The organism is [Leptolyngbya] sp. PCC 7376, assembly GCF_000316605.1.
In the GTDB taxonomy this organism is placed as follows: domain Bacteria; phylum Cyanobacteriota; class Cyanobacteriia; order Cyanobacteriales; family MRBY01; genus MRBY01.
In genome coordinates, this window is record NC_019683.1 from 2,528,511 (window position 1) to 2,549,641 (window position 21,131).

At 45.2% G+C, this 21,131-nt stretch carries 8 protein-coding genes; 3 read left to right on the plus strand and 5 right to left on the minus strand.

The features are described 5' to 3' along the window. Positions 1–6: 6 nt before the first annotated feature. The 5 genes from LEPTO7376_RS11205 to LEPTO7376_RS11225 all read right to left on the minus strand — a co-directional run bounded on the left by LEPTO7376_RS11205 (position 7) and on the right by LEPTO7376_RS11225 (position 16,324). A complete protein-coding gene (locus LEPTO7376_RS11205; protein WP_015134290.1) occupies positions 7–2,739 on the minus strand; it encodes a CHAT domain-containing protein in 2,733 nt (910 codons plus the stop codon). 84 nt (positions 2,740–2,823) lie between these two features. After that, complete coding sequence (locus LEPTO7376_RS11210; protein ID WP_015134291.1) at positions 2,824–4,623, minus strand: ShlB/FhaC/HecB family hemolysin secretion/activation protein; 1,800 nt, start codon at positions 4,621–4,623, stop codon at positions 2,824–2,826. 66 nt (positions 4,624–4,689) lie between these two features. Then, positions 4,690–8,934, minus strand: a complete 4,245-nt coding sequence (locus LEPTO7376_RS11215; protein ID WP_015134292.1) for a filamentous hemagglutinin N-terminal domain-containing protein — start codon at positions 8,932–8,934, stop codon at positions 4,690–4,692. 354 nt (positions 8,935–9,288) lie between these two features. After that, positions 9,289–13,071, minus strand: a complete 3,783-nt coding sequence (locus tag LEPTO7376_RS11220; protein ID WP_015134293.1) for a filamentous hemagglutinin N-terminal domain-containing protein — start codon at positions 13,069–13,071, stop codon at positions 9,289–9,291. A 244-nt stretch (positions 13,072–13,315) separates the two neighbouring features. After that, positions 13,316–16,324, minus strand: coding sequence for a filamentous hemagglutinin N-terminal domain-containing protein (locus LEPTO7376_RS11225; protein WP_015134294.1), 3,009 nt, complete (start codon positions 16,322–16,324; stop codon positions 13,316–13,318). A 314-nt stretch (positions 16,325–16,638) separates the two neighbouring features. Between LEPTO7376_RS11225 and LEPTO7376_RS27560 the strand changes: the two genes are divergently transcribed. The 3 genes from LEPTO7376_RS27560 (at position 16,639) to LEPTO7376_RS11240 (ending at position 21,067) form a co-directional block, all read left to right on the plus strand. Then, positions 16,639–17,037, plus strand: a complete 399-nt coding sequence (locus tag LEPTO7376_RS27560) for a transposase (protein WP_225901096.1) — start codon at positions 16,639–16,641, stop codon at positions 17,035–17,037. 13 nt (positions 17,038–17,050) lie between these two features. Beyond that, a complete protein-coding gene (locus LEPTO7376_RS27565) occupies positions 17,051–17,623 on the plus strand; it encodes an IS630 family transposase (RefSeq protein WP_041763060.1) in 573 nt (190 codons plus the stop codon). A 210-nt stretch (positions 17,624–17,833) separates the two neighbouring features. After that, on the plus strand, positions 17,834–21,067 hold the full coding sequence (locus tag LEPTO7376_RS11240) for a TIR domain-containing protein (RefSeq protein WP_015134296.1): 3,234 nt from the start codon (positions 17,834–17,836) through the stop codon (positions 21,065–21,067). Positions 21,068–21,131: the final 64 nt, after the last annotated feature.

A 21,131-nucleotide genomic window follows, 5' to 3' on the forward strand; every position in this document is an offset into this window, starting at 1 on the left:
GGACATTTAGCGCCAACTGCCAACTAACACATAGGGGGCCCAATAACGAGGCCGTCCGGGATAACGATCTAGTAAGGCTACCTGTGCGCGACGCATTGCTTCAGCACGACTAATGCCCGGTTTTGCCAACTCTGTATATAAAGTATCGGTGAACAAAATACTGGCTTGGTCATCCACACTCCACAGGGTGGCGATCGCACTTCTTGCTCCAGATTGCACCATGGCTCCGGCGATTCCCAATACTTCTCGACTATCACCAGTTGCTGTTTTACAAGCACTGAGGATCAGCATTTCTAAGCGAGCATCAGCTTGGCGACTTCCTCGGAAAATTTGACCCAAGGTATCGATACCCAGACGACCATCCGCAGAAAGGATATAGGTGTTTTGGCGATCGCTGCCAAATTGTCCATGGGTTGCCAAATGCACAATATTAAATTCACTCGTTTGCAATGCGTTGGTTAGTGCATCGCTGGTAAATGCTTGATCTTGCAGCAATGTCGTTGGCATTTCTGTGGATTCGATGCGCGCTAATTCCTTCGTTACTCCGGGAAGATCCGAGTAAAATTGTGCTTCTTCTGGGGGAGGTGTTTCTAGGGATGCGGCCAATACCTGTAGCTCTTCGCGAGTGGGTAGGATTTGTGGATCACGCACTTCCAAACCCAGCACTAGAGAAACAGCATACTTGCGTACCAAGAAATCATTGCCATCATGGAGCGTTGCCATCGGAATCAGGCGCAAATTTCCATCCAATACAAAAATGAGGGTTTTGAGATCATCGGGTGATAGTAATCCTTGCTCTGCGGCAGGACGAAGCAACCAATTGTAGAGAGTTTTACCTTGCTCCACGACATTGCGGCCTTTGGTCAACTGAGCACGATATTTTGTCAGTAAATTCTCGATATCAGCCCGTGCAACAGGAGTGGAGTAGTGAATGAGATCTGCCTTTTTCGGCAATTTCATGACCACTTCAAGGCGATCGCCCAACAAGATGGCATAGATGGCTGCCGCTGTGGTGTCCTGTTCGCTGACAACTTGGTCAAGGCTAACGGTTTTATCGATGCAAGCCGCCTGAAAGAAATTTTCTAGCTCGGCCACTTGCAATGATTCCATAACATCGCGCGCCTGCCGTAGTCGTTCTTGATCCTGACTGGAGGATGTCCCTTGGGTTTTGGGATTGGCCTTGAGTTGAGCTAGTTCATTCACTTCTGGCACAGGATCTACCAAAAGCTGTACCAATTCCCGATAAATAGGTTCGACCTTTTCACGGAAGGAAAACCGCACATCTGGATTGGCTGTCACCAAATCACTACGAATAATTTTTAAAGTATTGAAAGCGCGGGTATAGGCGGCGATCGCCTCAGACTCTTGACCTTGAGCCTTAAGTACTCGACCCAATTGCCATTCCCATTGATAGCTGAGATCATCAGCACGGACTTGTTTGGCCGCAGCTAAAGCTTCACGAGAAAGTTCTTGGGAGATATTCCACTGTTGGGACTTTTCATAGACATGACCCAATGTTCCCAATACCAGAGACTGACTCCGATTATCTTGGAGCGCTTGGGCTTGGTTTTGGGCGGGGATGAGTAACGTTGCAATTTCGTCCCAACTTGGTGCATTAGCAACCTGATTTTCCCGCAGTGTGATCAAATTCTCTGCCAAACTCACATAGGCTAAAACCTTGGTGCGACTGGGGGCAAGGGTTGCTAAAGAATCTTTGAGAGAAGGATAAAGCTGTAGCGCCAATTTCCATTGTGGCAAACTGGGACTGATCAACAGACGCATCAGATTGAGAGTGGCTTGAGTATTGAGTTCTCCCTCGGAAAGTTTGGTTGCCTCTTGGTAATACCCGAGGGACTGGCGCATAAAACCATTAGCTTCAGAACGTTGCTTTGCTTCCACTGCCGTGTTGAATTTCCCCTGTGCCCAGTTTCCTAAACTGAGGTTACTGGCTGCCATTAAAGTCGGATTTTGTAATCTGGTTGCAATGTCGAGACTGTCGTCTAATTGAACCTTGGCTTGGTCTAAATTGCCTGTGGTGCGCAGATTATCTCCCAATTGTCTGAGAATGGTGGCTTTGGTAAGGGTATCTGGCTGTTCGCTGACGGTTTCCGCTAATGTTTCGAGGGTGCGGGAAACTTTATTGAATAATCCTTGCGCTTGAAAGGCTTGGGCTTGGTGCAAACGACTCAAGATTTGCCGTTGAGGATCTTCAATTTGACCGTAGAGTTCCTCCGATTGCTGCCAAGTTTCAATTGCTGAATCGAGCTGTCCTGTGGCGAAATCGAGTTGTCCCTGTACATCTAAAATTTGAGCTTGTACTGCTAAAGAAACTTCTTGATTTGCAAGCTGTTGTTGAGCCTGTTGGATCGCTTCGTCTGCTGCATCCCACTGACCCAATTTTTGGTAAGTCAACGATAAATTACTCAGGGCGATCGCCGATTTTGTCTGTTGTCCCTGCTGTTTATATTGTTGCTGGGCTTGCTGTAATAAATCTGCGGCCTTCTGATATTGACCTAGCTGATAAGCATTTTGAGCTTCGTGATCTAAACTTCTGGGGGTGAGGGCGATATCCAGGCTGCCGGGCGTGAGGGCGATCGCCTCGGTGATTGGTGCTTCAGGTTCGACGGTTGCTGATGGCGATAAATATGCGAATACTGGGGTGCTAAAAGCGCAGAAGAATAGCGCCGCGAGACCCAATAACCAATACCGTATTTTTCTGATGTTTTTAAATCCGACCATAACTCTCAACCTGCTACCTGTTTGACGTAATTGTTTTAAATAATTTCTTGGAATACTAAATAGCTTTTTGAAGGACAAGAATGGCTAAAAGAACGGCACATTGAGCGTGAAATAAAGTCCCTGCTCCTGCAAAGTCTTATCTGTATCACTCTGTTTAATTAACGGAACACCCCAGTCGAACCTTAAGCTCGCATCGCCATACTGAAGACGTAATCCTGTGCCGACACCCAATAAAGAATTACGCTCTGGATTTGCACCTTGGTTATTCCAACCGACACCGCTATCAATAAAAGGGGTTAGTTGCAGCGAAAGATTGCGGTCAGAATCTTGCCAGAGAGGTATACGAGCTTCCACTGAGAGAGCCGCCCCGTTATCGGTGAGCAAAACATCCTGACGGTAGCCCCGCACAGTACTTTGTCCGCCTAGGCCATATCTTTCTAAAGACAGCAGAGAATCTGGGGTTAACTGTAAACTGCCGCGCACAATGAGGGGAGTATCCGGAGCCAATAGACGCACCCATTGCCCCTGTCCTAACCATGAAAAATAGCGACTATCTGGCACATCCGCATCGTCATTAATGGTGGAGCCAAAAGCATCAAGACCAAAATTAAACTGCGATCGCACGGCAATTACCTGTTCTGGGCTGCGCTTACTCCAGGCTTGGAAAAAACGGAGAGCACTTACTTTTGTACGACCTTGATTATCGGCTCCGGCTGATAATGGAAAACCACCGATATTATCAATACCAAGGGACGTTTGAGTGCGTTGATGGGAACCAATTAAGCCCAGTACTAAATCCGTTGTAGGCGTTTCAATGAGGGGATGTTGCACAGTAAGTTCGACAACTGAAGCTTCCGATGAAGCATCAAGAGCTGTAAACGGATCCTCAATAACATCACTATTAGTTGTACTGTAATAAGCCGTGACAGAAGTGTTGTGGGGACTGACAGGTAACGTATAGGAGAGATCAAAACTATCGCTACCTTCTGTGTGGGAATAGTTGGCTGATATCGCATCTCCGTAGCCGATTAAATTACCTTCCCTGACGCTGAGGCGATGGCGGAGAGTCCCGACACTGGGGGAACGGTTATTGTCTAGTTGATAAGCGACATCAAAAGAATCTGCTTCATTGACCGTCACGACCAACAAATTTGTCCCCGGCACGGTTCCTGCTTGGAGGTCAGCAGATATGTTTTCTAATAAAGGATTAAGCTGTAACAACTGAATTTGTTCAAGGAGGTCGCTAATCCGTAATGGTGTTTGAGCACCTAACCCCAGACGACTTCGCACATATTCGGCTTTGAGGTGATCGTTTCCTTCAATGACGATATCCTCAACACGACCTTCCACGATTTGAATTTCGACCACCCCATCCTGCAAAGATTGTGGGGGAATGATGGCACCAGACGTTAAATAGTTGTCATCTCGATAGCGTTGGGTAATGGCATCGCGGACTTTTAATACTTCTTCGAAAGTAATCTGTCGATCTGTATATTGCGCAAAAATTTCAGCGAAATCAGTATCTTCATAAACAGTGCTGCCCGTTAGCATGAATTGCTCGACAGTAAATGTAATACCATCGCCCGGTAAGGGAACTTCTGATGGTGCAGCAGGTACAAAATCGGGGCCGAGTAAATCTTCGAGGGTCGGTAAAGCAGGTAATGTTTCGGCCTCTGAAGGTTGCTCCAAGCTAGGGGAGGTTCCCGGTCGTTCTGGCGTCGGAATTTGGGCGATCGCCGACCCAGAAAAAGTCACCCCTTGTAACAGCCACATTCCCAAACCGAGACCACATCCCACTGAGGTTTTGGCAATCTTCGATAGGGATAAAGGACAAGTTAAAGAGCGCTGGGTTAAAGCTTTTTGAGAAGAGTGAGGCAACAACATGCAGGTGATTTAGGGCAAAAGTAAACAATGGAAATGATAAAGACGATCAAGGGAGATATTGCAGATCTAGAGCTGGTGCGCCATTTGACAAAAATCTGATGAAGCGGCTTGTATTTCAGGGCTAGCTAGTACATTCCGATGAGCTACAAAATGCGTATTCCCCTCTGCATCAATTGCCACTCCTTGCGCCTCCTCAAGAGTCGCTGATGTAGGTAACTGAGTCTGATCCATGAGTGCAATGGGTTCATCATCTGAAGCCAGGACCCACGGTACAGAAACACCTCCCGCACCAATTAAGTTGTTCTGGCTAGATGGTAGTCCTCCTCGACCACTGACAACAAATTCACTTTGTTTTTCTGAATTACCGAGGTCACAACCGGCCGCAATTTGATCGGTGCGATCGCCCAAAGTGGCCGGTAGTTCTGTTAAACCTTGACTGGGGTCAAGATCGAGGGTGGAAAGAGTGATAACGCCATTGAGACCAAATTCAGAGCTGGCGCTAATATCGTTGGTGAGATTACTTCGCAGAAGAGAGAAAGTACTGTTACTTTGTTCTGTAAAACCAAAAATTTGCAATGCACTGACACCAATATCTCCGCCATTTCCTCCCACTGCATTAGCAATAATGTCATTGTTTTGCTCTAGTCTCGCAATTAAAAAACCATCACCGAGACGAATAAGTACATTACCCCCATCACCGGCATTTGCATTGCTCGAACTAGCATTGATCAAACTCCCACCAGTCAGAAAAAGGTGATTATCCACGTTAATATTTACATTGCCGCCACCAAGCTCTGACGCGCTCTCCGCTGATAATTCCACACCATCCCTAAGTGCAAGAATAGAGGTATTATGCACTATCAAGTCTCCCGCTCGCCCACCCATCGGATTTAGAGATGCGACAGTGAGACGACCATCCCCACGCAATGTCAAAGGACTATTGCCATTAACCGTCAAACTTCCCCCATTCCCACTACCTGAAGTTGAAGCGTTAATCTCTCCACCATTAGCAAAGCTCAAATCTGTGGTTTGAATCTCGATATCACCACCATCTTGGATTCCACTAGTAGAGGCAGTAAGTTCAACACCATCAATAGTAATAAAAGGAATCTGCAGTAAAAAGCGGCCTGCTTCAAAGTTGTCTTTATCTACAAACCTTCCAGCCTGACCAGTACCACTTGTTTCAACACTGATCGTCCCATCACCAGAGAGGGTGAGAGTATCACTCCCAGAATCAAAAATAATATTACCGCCAGACCCGCTACCTGAAGTAGAAGCTGCGATTTGAGCATTGTTATCAAATTGAATAGTCGGAATTTCTAGGAATACATTGCCGCCTGCACCAGATCCACTAGTGGATGCCAATAGCTGAGTAGCATCAATCATGGCAGTCGAGGCATCCTCAACAAAAATGTTCCCAGCATTTCCAATATTATTAGTGCGAGTTTGCAGTTGACTATTACGAAGAACTACTGATTTAGCATCTTGGATACCAATATCACCACCAGAATTACTGTTGAAAGTATCACTCAAAATCTCAACATTCTCTAGGGTCAAATTCCCGGTGCTAGTGATAAAAGTATCACCTGATTGTCCTTCTTCGCCTATTGACTGTGTGATTATCCTTGGTGGCGACATAGGCGAACTGGGAGGAAGAATATATGTTACCTCGGCACCAGTAACGACTTTCGTATCTGTAATACGCAAATCACCGAATCCTTGGATGTCAACAATACCAGATTGACCAGCAGATGCAAGGGTAATCAACTCCAAGCCAGAGATAGTATCACCAGCATCAATGCGAATGGAACCAGAATCAGGATTGCCAAAACTAGTAGCAAAAACAGCATTATCACCGAAGAGCGAGCCTTGCGGAGCTCTGATCCGGATATCGCTCCCCTGAGCAACGAGACTGCTATTAATTTCAATATCACCTGACTGCGATGCAATTGCTATACCTGTCAGACCATTACTGGTGGTTAGAGAAGCTATGCTTCCACTTGTAAAAATATTGCCTGAGCCAGATTCAATAGAGATCTTGTTTGAACCAAAACTAACATCATCAACATCTGGAGCCTGCGATGCTGAAGACAAACTTTGAGTTAGAGTAATAGCGCCAGATTGAGAGGAAATTGTGATATTACCACCAACACCAGCAGTCCTCGTTTCCGACGAGGAATAAGTGTCTATACTTGCATCAATGGTGATGTCTCCAGATGTCGACGCAATCACGATATCTCCGCCAGATCCAGCATCAACAGTCTCGCCAAATGAACCAGACAAAATCCCTGCAATTTGTTCAGCATTTGTCCGGCGAGGATCCTGGCGAATATCGATGTTTCCCGAGGTCGAGCTTATTGTGATATTGCCACCATTTCCGCCACTGGCACCATCACCATATGGCTGGGACAATGAACGAGCGCCGATCACGCTATAGTAGCCACCAATCAGTAAGATGTCTCCAGACTGGGATGAAATAGCAACATTACCTGCTCTATCAGCGATTCCGCCAAAGGCAAATGAGTTAGTATCTATTGGCTCACGGACAGTAATATCTCCTGAGATTGTAGACAACTGAATATCACCGCCTTTGGAAGAGGAGCCATCCTCTGCATCTGATCGAGCGAATATTTCCCCATCGACAAGAATATCCCCCGAGGCAGAAATTGTGACATCTCCCCCTGATCCTGCACTTCCAGGAGAGTTATTTGCTGCGGAGAAAATATCCTCAACTGCAACAGCTCCTGACATCGATGTGATTTCAATATTGCCTCCTACACCACCATCATTTGATACCGTGATCGTTGAAACATCTTCTGCGGTGATATCTCCCAATGCCAAGATTGAAATATCTCCACCAGCACCGGGGCCTCCAACATATGAAATTGCATCTATGTTTCCAGTAAGAATTTCTCCTGCCAGAGCACTGAGCCGGATGTCTCCTCCACTACCTGCGGTTACAGAATTTGATGATGCGAAAGACCCTAGGCTAGTTGGGAAACCAAACACATCATCAAAAGTATCAGTGGTAATAATATTCCCTTTCGCTTCTAGGATAATGGGGCCGCCGTCGCCCATAAATTGATTAGAAGTATTGATACTGCCAACAACGATACTCCCCGCTGGCTGGCCTGATACTACACCTGCGGAAAAATTTGTACCTTCAGCTGTTTGCGGCAGAGTATCCAGAGAAAGGGCATCAACCCCTGCCCGAAGAATGGCGGCTCGACTACTAGCTAATAGATCTTCATCAGAGCCTGAGCCATCTGCTATAAGGGTTGTATCTGGCCCAAAGATACGGATATTGCCCCCTTGAATGCTACCTGTTGCTTCGACTTTTAATGCGGCTCCTGTGTAGTTACCAAACACAACATCGCCGATGGCAGAAATAATTGGGTCATAGTAGCTGACAATATTACCTGGCCCACCATTACGGTTCAGAAATTGTAAGTTTCCGACACTAGCAAAATGTGCATCTGCGGAAATTACCCCATCACTAATTAGAGAAAGATTTCCTCCACTGATAAATGGCGTTTGCTCCAGATGCTGTAGCGCCAAGATGTCAATGCCTTGATCACCTTGTAAAGTTAAGCTTCTTCCTGTTCGCGCAGTAAACGGGTCTGTTGCAGTATCTCTAATCCTCAGCGTATCTGTAGCATGTAGAGAAAGATCATTACCGGCTAACAGTTTCCCTTCCAGATAAAGATTTTGACCTTGAAGCATAAGATTTTGGCCAGTTTCCAAAAGTCCCACACTGATGATGTCGCCTTGGGGTTGATTATTAAATTGAACGCCTAAGGGTACACTCATTGTCAGCAATTCCCCAGTTGCTGGGGTCGCACTAAACTTATTGCCATCAGCAAAAGTAAAACTATTGGCTGTACTGGTAATAAACGAACCACTGATATCTAGATCTGCATTGTCACCAAAGATCACACCATTGGGATTGAGTAAAAATAGATTGGCGGTGCCGTGAACTCCTAATAAACCATCGATATTTGAGACATTACTTCCTGTGACCCGACCGAGAATATTTTCAATGCCGACTGGATTAGCAAAATAAACCGATTGTCCTGTCTCAACATTAAAATCGCTAAAGCTATGAAAAAGGTTGCTACCTCGTGTCGCGCCACCATGGATGATGTTGTCTGGGCTAACGATAGAACTCTCAGCCTCGAGGGTATTATCAGGTAGCAGCTGCGCTTGGCTGGGAACTTCAGAGACTATTGTCCCCACAGCAACTCCTGTAAGTAGAGCAACCCAGCGTGAAAAAGAAAATGTCGTTGTAATTGGATTAGATGCGCGGTTCATATCGACCCGTTGTCTTCAGAATATTAGCGATCGCCAACCCTAGTAGAACGAAATGGCAAACTATTTGATTTGTGCCGAACTAAGACAAGACTATTAGCATCAACTGCTTATATGTCTGCCCCAGGACGATCTCACCCTGTGTATATCTTCTTTTATCAGGATTGTACTAGGCTCAGTGGTTTGATCTGAGTGACACTAACTATTGTTCGGATTCGTAGAGAACACTCCGGATAATCTGAAAAAATGATTTAATTTGGCGATGAGAAAGCGCCACTATGATGGAGATATTATCGTCATTTCAGACCATGGTTAAAGTCATTAAAATAGAGGCGAAATAATATTTTTAGTACTTATCTAAAGCTGATATGTAGTTTGACAAAAATCTGATGAAGCAGCCTGTAACTTAGAACTAGCAAATATCTCTGGATCAGCAACAAAATGCATATTTCCTGTTTTATCCCTTGCTACGCTTTGTGCCTCCACCAAAGTCGGGAAGGTTGAAGATGAGTCCAGATCTACTATGTCCACTGGTTCATCGTCTGGAGCAGTTACCCAAGGTACAGGAAGCCCTGCTGCATTACCCAGAGTGCTGGAACTCAGCGGTAATCCTCCTCGACCAGTCACCACAAACTTACCTTGATTTTCTGTATTACCAATGTCACAACTGGCTGCAATCTGATCCGTGCGATCGCTTAAAACAGCAGGGAGTTCTGTTAAACCTTGGCTAGGGTCAAGATCTAAGGTATTGAGGGAGATAGTTCCATTAAAGCCAAACTCAGAGCTGGCACTAATATCATTGGTGAGATTGCCTCGCAGCACATTGAAATTACTGTTACCTTGTTCCGTCAAACCAAAAATGCGTAGGGCATTAATGTTGATGTTGCCGCCATTACCTCCCACTGCATTGGCAATGATGTCATTGTTTTGGTCAGGTCGCGCAATCAAGAACCCATTCCCTAGAGTGAGTGTGACGTTACCACCGTTACCGGCATTGGTGTTGCTAGAACTAGCATTAATTAAGCTGCCACCAGTTAAAAATACGTGATTATCCACCGTAATATTGACGTTGCCACCACCTTGCTCAGAGGCACTTTCTGCAGATAATGTTACGCCATCCCTAAGGGCGAGAATCGATGCATTGTTTACTGTTAAATTTCCTGCTCTACCACTTGTAGGAGTGGAAGAGGCAACAGAAAAACGACCATTACCACGCAACGTCAAAGGACTATTCCCTTCAAGGATTAGATCCCCTCCATCCCCACTGCCTGAGGTTGATGCTGTAATCTCACCGCCATTCAGAAAGTTGAGTTCTGTAATAATAAGATCAATATTTCCACCTTTGCCAGGGCCGTTCGTTGAGGCTGTAATTGTTGAGCCATTTGTTAGGCTTACTTTAGGAGAGAAGATATCAATAATTCCACCCTGTCCAGAACCGCTAGTTGAAGCTGCTAATCTTCCAGCATTTGTAAGATTCAGCTCTGGAGTTAGGATCTCAATGTCTCCTCCTCCCCCAGAGCTGCTGGTGCCAGCTGCGATGAAGCCATTATTGCTGACATTAATAACATCAAAAACAAAGATTCTAATAATTCCACCTTCTCCAGAACCACTTGTAGAAGCCTCAATTCTACTGCTGTCCGTAATGTTGAGTGTCGAAGTCTGGATCTCAATGTCACCACCATCTCCAGGCCCTGTCGTAGAGGCTTCGATCCTGCTGCTATCCGCAAGATTTAGCTCAGAAACGATGATTTCAAGAAGCCCGCCATCCCCTGTACCATCAGTAGAAAGTCCGATACCGCCACTTGTGATATTTAGCTTTGAAGCCTGAATACCGATGCTTCCACTCTCCCCAGACCCACCCGTTGCCGCTGTGATCCCGCCTCCAGTAATGTTGAGTTCTGAAACTTGAATATCAATATCACCACCATCTCCAGAACCTGCAGTGAAAACAGAGAGTACCCCACCATTCGTAATAGTGACTGTTCTGTCGTTGCTGATACCAGACTTTGTCGGTTCAGGTTCAATTTCTAAAATTAGAATAGACCCTCCCTCTCCTGCCTCTCCTACACCATTTGCAGAGGTAGTGATTCTCCCACTATCGATAAGGAGTTTTTGGGAGAATTCAATTCTAATCACGCCGCCTTTTCCTCTACCAGTTGTAGAGGCTTCAATTAATCCATTATTGAGAAGATTCAGCTCAGCTACCTGAAAAGTAATATTTCCTGCAGCACCATCACTAGTACTGGAGGCAGAGAGCATTCCATCATTAGTAATAGTGACTATTTTGTCATTATTGGTGCCGGACCCCGTCGGTTCAATTCCTATAATTTCAATAGACCCCCCATCTGCTACATTCTCGGTTGAAGCAGTAATTTTCCCGCCATCGACAAAGAGTTGCTCGGAGAATTCGATTCTAATTACGCCACCTTTTCCTCCACCAGTTGTAGAGGCGCTGATTGCTGCATTATTGAGAAGATTTAGCTCAGCTACCCTAAAAGTAATATTTCCTGCGTCACCATTGCCAGAGCTTGAAGTTGTGATCATACTGCTATTCTCGGCGGTGAATGTGTTGGCGACAATTTCGATACCTCTACTGCGGCCAACTCCACTGAGGACTCGACTATCAATAACTGCTCCTTCTGTGACCAACACATTACCGCTAGCATTAATGGTAATGCGACCAGAATCGCCTCCATCTGCTACAGTTCCTGCAAATAGTATTCCTCCATTTTGGATCGTCAAATCATGGGTGGTGATCTGGATATCTCCACCATTCACATTTGTAGAGACATCGTTATTAATTCCACTGCTACTATTAATGAGAACCCTATTACTGTCGCTTTGGGGGGTTATCAGGTTGACATCTCCACCCAATGGTGAAGTTATAACCTCGTTTAAAATAATGTTTGATGCTTCTAGGGTTAAAGAATTGCTGCTGCCTGTGTTGACAGCACTATCCACAGTGATTGTATCGATGGCTTGCAACGTTAGGGCATTACTAAGTAATAAGGTGGCGATCGCCCCAGCACCGATAGTTTGATCTCCCGGATCTTCACTAAAATCCCAGAGACCATCTGCTACATTAGCTGGCAAAGAATTACCATCAACGATAGTTATATTTTCTGGGTCGAGGAGTAATGTTCCACTAGAACCCGCCACTGCTGAAGTATCAACATCGCCGCGAAAATCCAGCTGTTGTTTACCGGAGACTTCCACTAAGCCGCCATTGCCGCTGATTACGCCACCTTTAGAGTTGATCTTGCCGAGAAAGCGGGTATCTTCATCTGCCCAAACGATGACTTGACCACCATCGCCATCGGTTAAAGCATTAGCGTTGATCACGACATCATTGCCTACAAAAGTCGAGATTGCATTGGGGAGAGAACCTATACCTTGATAGTTGCCGCCAATAAAAACTTGTCCATTACCAATAGGGCTAGAGACATCAATATTTGCTTGATCAGTAAGTGCAACGCGATCGCCCAATATTTCTACAGTTCCACCCAGCGCTGTTAAATTGCCGCTATTCACAACATCTCTACCAAATAGCGTTAGAGTCGAGCCATTCCCGACAGTTAAATTAGCTTCGTTGGTGAGATTACCTTGGGGGCGATCGTTAAACTGAACTCCCAGTGGCACATTCATTGTGAGTAGTTCCCCGGCGGTTGGGGTTGCACTAAATTCACTACCATCTGTAAAAGTGAAACTATTGCCAGTGCTCGCCGTAAATGAACCACTGATATCGAGCCGGGCATTCTCACCAAAGATGATGCCATTAGGATTCAGTAGAAAGAGGTTCGCTGTGCCATCGACTCCTAAAAGACCATCAATATTAGAGACATTGCGACCTGTAATTCGGCTGAGGATATTCTCAATGCCCGTCGGATTGGCAAAATAAACAGCTTGTCCTGCATTGACATTGAAATCACTAAAGCTGTGGAAAAGGTTACTGCCTCGCGTCGCACCGCCATGGATGACATCGCCTGCACTAATCGTGGAGCTTTCGATGCCAAGGCTAGTATCTGGTAGCAACTGTGCCTGACTACTAGAAGCACCAAACATGATTGTGCTAGCGGCACCAACTACTAAGGCATTCCAGTGAAACAAACTTTTTGTCGTGTGACTGAATTGGTGTGTCATATTGAGTTGTTGTTTATGCAATCTAAGCGATCGCCTATTCTCAGAAAATAATGTGGCTGGAGTTAGTCGCTAGTGGTTTAGCCAGAGGTGCACCTATATCGATCCTTGTGCTATCCCAGATTCTAGGTGAGACATGGACACTTTACAGATTTTAAGAGGCGATCGCAACGATAAGATACAAACGCTGTGGGGCTTGCTGTAAAGCTAAAACCCTAGTGTGATGAGTAAGGGAGATATTGTTTTCCTAGAGTTGGTGGTTCACCTGACAAAAATCTGAAGTAGAAGCCTGTATCTCAGAATGGGCAATTGAGTCTTGGGGTACCACAAAACTGAGATTACCCATCGTATCGATCGCCACTTTTTGCGCCTCAACCAAAGTTGGCGATGCCGAGGAGGATTGCTGACCTACCAATGCAAGAGATTCGTCATCTGAGGCAATGACCCAGGGTACGGAGACTCCTGCAGCATTCCCTAGAGTGCTGGAATTCAGTGGTAGTCCCCCTCGACCAGTTACAACAAACTCACTTTGGTCTTCTGAGTGGTTGAGGTCACAACCCGCTGCAATCTGATCCGTGCGATCGCTTAAAACAGCAGGGAGTTCTACTAAACCTTGACTGGGATCAAGATCGAGGGTCGAAAGAGTGATAACGCCACTAGCCCCTAGATCAGAACTGCCATTGCCACGTAAAAGTTCTGTGCGACTTTCCTCTTGTTCTGTAAAACCAAAGATTTGTAGCGCGGTAATATCAATATTTCCCCTCTCTCCGGCTACTGCATTGGCAATGATGTCATTATCTTGTCCTGGTGGAGTGATCACAAAACCATTACCAAGACGGATCGTTATATTTCCCCCATCACCTGAATTGGGATTAGTCGAACCGGCATTAATCAAACTACCGCCAGTGAAAAATAGATGATTGTCGATGTCGATGATGATTTCGCCTCCACCATTCTCGGAAGCACTCTCTGCAGACAACACAATCCCATCTCTGATGGCAAGGTCAGAAGCATTACCGATGGTCAAAGTTCCAGCTGAACCGCTTGTAGCCTCTAGAGATTCAACCGTGAGTTTTCCATCACCGCGCAACGTTAAAGGACTTCTACCAAGAATTGTGAGATTTCCTGCATCACCACTGCCGGAAGTACTTGCAGAAATTAGGCTTCCATCACTAAGGATTAGCTCCGTGGTTGTAATTTCAATTGACCCACCATCACCATTGCCGGAAACTAAACTTTCAATAAACGTGAATTCTCCTGTAACAGAAACAGTCTCAGAAACATCAATAATTATGTTTCCCGCATTGCCTTCACCAAAGCTACTTACGGAGAGAAATGCCTGATCTGCAACCTCAAGATTACGTGCATTAATATCGATTGTTCCGCCGTCACCCAAACTATTTTCAAATGCCACTTGGCTTTCAATCGCTGAGAAGAATCCTGTGACAGACACATCCTCAGCTACATTGATAGATATGTCCCCTGCATCGCCGTCACTAAGGCTACTCGCAGCAAGAAAACTTTCATCTGCAATTTTCAGATTACGTGCGTTAATCTCAATTGTGCCACCATCACCTGTACTCCCAAAAGCCGCTTGACTATTAAGTCCTGAGAATTCGCTAATAGTCACATCACCAGAAGTATTGATGACTATATTTCCGGCATCCCCAATGCCTTCAGTGGCAGCATTGATTTGACCTGCGATGACATTAAGGCTGCTGGCAATAAGATCAATCCGCCCGCCATTACCCATGGCACTGTTTGCAACTTGACTTTCTATAGCTCCCCCTTCTGTAACAAACACATCACCAAAAACATTGAGGAGCATATTTCCCGCGTTTCCAGTACCCAAAGTACTGGTGGAGATGAAGCTGGCTTCACTAACGGTTAACTGAGGGGTTGTAATAGAAATAAATCCACCATTTCCAGTTGCACCGTCAGATACTTGACTGAGAATCTCAGATCCATCGCTTACCTCCAGATTATTTACCGCCACGATGTTTATATCACCAGAATTCCCAAAACCTCCGAGGTTATTGAAAGTGTCAACTGAAGTGGAGATAGAGCTGGAATCTGTAACAACGAGATTATCCGCCGTGATATCAATTACGCCACTCTTTGCCCCACCAAAAAGAGCTGCACTCTGAATTGAAGAGAATGTTTGTACAGACAAGTCACCGGATGCATCAATAAAAATTCCGCCGCCACCTTTGCCATTGTCACTTATTGTCTGTACCATTAGCCTTGCATCATCTTGGATTGTGAAATCATGAGTGATAACGCCTATGTTGCCGCCACTGATAGTTTCATCCCCATTTGCTGTGCTGACGAGTGCCCCATTTATAGAGATTGCATTGCCCTCGATTTGAGGCGTGATTAATCTAATGTCACCACCGTTATTTTGTCCTAACTCGTTATTGATCTCGATATTAGATGCTTCTAAAACTAGGTCATTGTCTCGGAATCCTTGAACAGAGCTATTAATAGTCAGCGTGTTGATGGCTTGTAAGATCACTGCATAACTAAATAGTTGCTCTTCAATTGTTAATGCACTGATGATGGGGACAGTTGGATTTGATGTTGAAGTATTCTCGATGATTAAATCTTCTGCACGAATCAGTAAAGTATCTTTGTTACTCTCTTCTTTCTTGCCGAGTAAAGTTAGAGTTGAGCCAGAACCAACGAGAATGCCTGCTTTATCAGTGAGAATTCCTTGGGGCTGATCATTGAACTGGACTCCCAGCGGCACGCTCATGCTGAGTAGTTCTCCAGCGAGTGGCGTCGCCTGAAATTCACTACCATCCGTAAACTGAAAACTATTGGCGGTACTCGCTGTAAAAGAACCGCTGATATCTAAGGCTGCATTTTCGCCAAAAATGATGCCATTGGGATTGAGCAAAAATAGATTAGCTGTGCCGTTAACTCCTAATAAGCCATCGATATTAGAGACATTATTTCCAGTGACTCGACTAAGGATATTGTCAATACCAACTGGATTAGCAAAATAAACTGATTGCCCAGCATTCACATTAAAATCACTGAAGCTGTGAAAAAGATTGCTGCCTCGTGTTGCGCCACCATTAATTATGTTGTCGAGGCTCACAATAGAGCTTTCGGTACCGAGGGAATTATCAGGTTGTAATTGCGCTTGGCTAGGTACTTTAGGGAGTATGGTTCCAACGATCACTCCCATGAGTAGAGCAACCCAACGGAAACATAACAAGGTCGTTTTAATTGGATGAGAAGGGCAGTTCATATAGACCCGTTGTCTTCAGAATATTAGCGATCGCCAACCCTAGTAGAACGAAATGGCAAACTATTTGATTTGTGCCGAACGAAGACGAGACTATTCGCATCAACTGCTTATATGTCTGCCTCAGGACGATCTCACCCTGTGTATATCTTCTTTTTATCAGAATTGTACGAGACTAGATGATTTTCTCTGAGTGGCGCTAACTATTGTTCGGATTCGTAGAGAACACTCCGGATAATCTGAAAAGATAATTGATATTTGGAATGCCGCTACAGCAAATTTCAGCCTAGAAAGGTGTATGAAATAGTATAGGTGAGTTGACTGGTGAGGAAGAAAGTAGCATCTTGCCGAAAGCCTACTCATTAGACTTAAGGCAGAAAATAGTGGATGCCTACGAAAGGGGTGGTGTGAGTCAAAGTAGTCTTGCCCGACAATTTGGAGTGGCGAAAAGTTTTGTACAAAAGCTCCTCGACCAAAAACGACTGACAGGGTCGATTGCTCCGAAAAAACGAAGCCAACAAACACCTCCCAAATTAAACGAAGAGCATCAAACAATATTGCGCCAGTTGCTCACCAAGAAAAACGATGCGACGCTAGCGGAACTATGTGATGAGATGGAGAAACGCACTGGTCTCCGTGTGGCCAATAGCACCATGCATCGCACCTTAAGAAGAATGGGATATAGCCTCAAAAAAAACATTCTATCCAGACCTTAAGGCGACAAAACGAGTGCAACAAGCCAGATATGATTTTTGGCAGAAAATGCAAGCGACTCTAGCGAAAAACTTGATTTTTATCGATGAATCGGGCGTGAACTTAGCCATGACAAGACTGAGGGCACGTTCTGAGAAAGGGAAACGAGCTTATAGTCCGAAATCCAGTAAACGAGGCAAGAATGTTTCTTTGATTGGAGCATTAGGCTTCAAGGGAATGGTCGCTAATTATCATCTGCTGGGGAGTACGGATGGATTAACCTTTGAAGCATTCATCAGCCAGAAGTTAATACCAAACTTATGGGCGGGAGCATGTGTGGTGATGGATAACTGTTCGATTCATTTAGGAGAGTCAGTACGCACAATGATTGAGGCCGTGGGAGCTAAGTTGATTTACCTTCCTCCCTATTCTCCAGATTTTTCACCCATTGAAAATTGCTGGTCAAAGTTGAAAAGTACCTTGAAAAGTATCGGGGCAAGAACTTATCTAGCTCTAGACAAGGCAATTGAGGTAGCTTTTTCCAAGATTACCCTTGATGATATTCGATGCTGGTTTACACATTGCTGCTATTGCACCTCACTCGACTAGAAATTGCTATATTATGGTCAATTTCAAACCGTAATCTTGAACTGTATTAAGCATCTAAGTGTAGATGAAGCTTGGCTTGCCACGATTTCACATACAGTAATAAAACAATAGACATAGGGGCAAAGCTACAAGATTTCATTCCGGATTGATAGAAGATCACTTATAAGTAAGTAGTATTATTTGCTCTCATAACTCTTTCTCGGTTGCTTTATGAATCCCCTACAGGACGTCTTTATCTCCTATGGCCGCGCTGATAGCCTTGGGTTCGCAGCGAAGCTAAATCAGCGTTTAGTTGAGGCTGGATTAGAGGTCTGGTTTGATTTTGACGATATTCCGCTTGGGGTGGATTACCAGAAGCAAATTGATGATGGCATCGATAAGGCCGATAACTTTGTCTTTGTGATTGCACCGCATTCGATTAATTCTCCCTACTGTGGTCTCGAAGTCGAACGGGCACTCCAACGGAACAAAAGAATTTTTCCGATTTTACATGTTGAGGAAATTAGTCGGGAAACATGGCAGGAACGTAATCCCAATGGCACGGATGCTCAATGGGAAGAATATTGTGCCGCAGGTAAACATTCTAGTTTCCCAAATATGCACCCTGCGATCGGCAAAATCAACTGGGTGTACTGCCGTGAAGGGGCGGACGATTTTGAAAAAGCTTTTCAAGATTTACTGTCTCTTTTCCAGCGCAATCGCGATTATGTACATCAGCACACTGCATTGCTCAATCGAGCTTTAGAGTGGGATAGTAATAGCCGTCAACCGCAACATTTATTGGTAGATGAAACGCTACAGGCATCTACTGCTTGGCTCAAAACTCAGTTCGGCGATCGCCAACCGCCTTGCCTTCCGACGAAACTCCATGGTGAGTTTATTGCCGAGAGCCTGAAATATTCACAGGATGGCATGACGGAGATTTTTCTGTGCCATGCTGCCAGCGACCAAGATATTTTGGGGAAAGTTGATGAGGCCATATCCCGTGCCGGTCTGACTGCGTGGAGTAGCGAACGAGATATTAAATCTGGGGTTGATTTTCAAGATGCGATCAAGCAAGGTATCGAAACAACCGATAACGTTGTTTATTTACTGTCTGCTGAATCGGTCAAATCATCCTATTGTCAATTTGAAATTGACTATGCTTTATCGCTGAATAAACGCATTATTCCGGTTCTCATTGAATCTATCGATCTAAAAACGATTCATCCTGGTATCCAAAAGCTTCAGTTCATTGATTTAACTCCCCTTGCAGAAGGGAAAGACGGGACTGTTGCAATGGGTGAATTGCTCAAAACCATTCAGCAAGAAGCAGATTACTTTAAAACTTACAAACGCCTATTGGTAAAAGCATTACGTTGGGAACGGCAATTACAAAACCCTTCCATTCTCTTGCGAGGCCATGAACTACAGCGGTATGCAGCCTGGCAACAAGTCGCTCAAAAACGTTCTCAACATCAACCCTTACCACTCCAAACTGAATATATTGAAACGAGTCTTAAACAGCCCCCTGATGTAGAACTCAATGTTTTCATCATTAGCCATGCCCGGGATCTCGACTTTGCCCGTAAGCTCAATGAGACGCTACAGGTTCAAGGGGAAAGGACTTGGTTTGAAGGTGATCGTACAGAATTGGGAGATGAATATCTTAGTCTAGCGACCGCAGGGATTGAACGAGCAGAAAATGTAGTGTTCGTGGTTTCCGAAGTCGCACTAACCGATACAACAGTCCTCAATGAAATAGAGATTGCAGCAGCCCGTTCCAAGCGTATTGTGGCGGTCTCTTATCAAGAGAGCGGATGGGCTTTGGTCGAACAATTACAAGGTAAAACCACTGCGCCAGAAGAGCCAAATAAACCAGCGGCAGCCTCCCCACTTCCAACAGCTTTACGCAATTGCTACGCCGTAGATTTTTGTGAGCATGATGGTGATTTTGTCGCAAATTTTGGCAATTTATATCGTCTAATTAAAAGCCATCCCGATTATGTTCGGGAACATACCCAGTTACTCATGCGGGCAACGAATTGGGAACAGACGGATCGTGATGATAGTTCCTTGTTACGAGCCAAAGAAGTTGTCAAGGCTGAGAGTTGGCTAGTGGATGCGGAAAAGCTTTCTCCGCCACCTGCAGAACTCCATAAGACTTATATTCAGGCTAGTCATGAGTTGTCTGCACGCAAAGTGAAGTGGCGATCGCTATTCGGTGTGAGTGGTGGCATGACATTTTTGATCTTTATGGCTCGAATCTTCTTGCTACTCCAAGGGGCAGAATTGTGGGCCTATGATCATTTCTTGCGCCAACGTCCTAATGAAGAACCGGATGATCGTTTTCTCGTGGTGACCATCGATGACAGTAGTGGTTCTTATCTGCGTGATGGCTTAGTCAGCGGAGAATATAAGCCTTGGCTAGGCACCTTGCCGGATGATGCTTTGGCCGAGGTTTTGGATGTTCTCAATGAGAATGGTGCTCGCTTGATTGGACTTGATTTTTACCGGGATTTTCCAGCGGCGAATAGTGATCTCGCCAATACATTAGCGTCCAGTGATAATTTCTTGGGTGTTTGTAAGCTTACGGGAGATGGTGAGAGCAGTGTCCAAAAGCCCCCAGAAGTCGATATTTCCCAAGTGAGTTTTGCCAATATGTTGGGTGATCGCCCCGGTGGTATCGATTATTTACGGCGACAGTATCTAATGGATTACTCTGATCCACCAGATTGTGAAACCAATACATCCCTAAGCTTGACCCTTGCAAAGGAATACTTGAAGCAAGAAGGACTTGAATTTACGAGTCCCGCTAAATCAGAAGGCGGCTTCCGGATGAATGGTCTGCAATTTGGGGATACCGTCATTCCTAATATTTCTCAGGCGCGTGGCCCCTATTACCAATATGATGGCACCTTAAATGGCTACCAAACCTTGGTGAATTTTCGGACTGCACCTAATCTAGAGCAGCCTTCGAAAAAAGATGTAGAGCACTTTGCAGATCAAGTCACCCTCGAAGCCTTACTAGAGAACCAAGTCCCCCAAGAACAAATTGCTGATCGCATTGTCCTGATTGGCTATACAGATCAAGCAGATAATAATACTGATATTTGGGATACACCCTACGGTTCTGTGTCTGGTGTATTTTTACAAGGTCAAATGGCAAGTCAGTTGATCAGTGCAACCTTGGATGAGCGGGCATTGATTAGTTGGTGGTCATTGGGTGAAGAATTACTCTGGATCTTGGCATGGGCGATCGTTGGTGGCACTCTTAGTCGGCAATTGATTCGCGGGGAAAGATTAGGTGGTGGCCTAATGATCTCGATGGTGCTGCTCTACAGTAGTTGCTGGATCGCCATGATTTACGCAGCCCTCTGGATTTCTTTTATTCCTCCTTTACTTGCCTTGAACCTTAGTGCTGGTGGCGTTGGCATTCTGAGCTATCGTCTCCGGAATCCCTAAATATTTTCAAGTTAGAGGTCACCGAATCTCTGGCGCTGAATATCTGCTTCACACAAAATAGTTT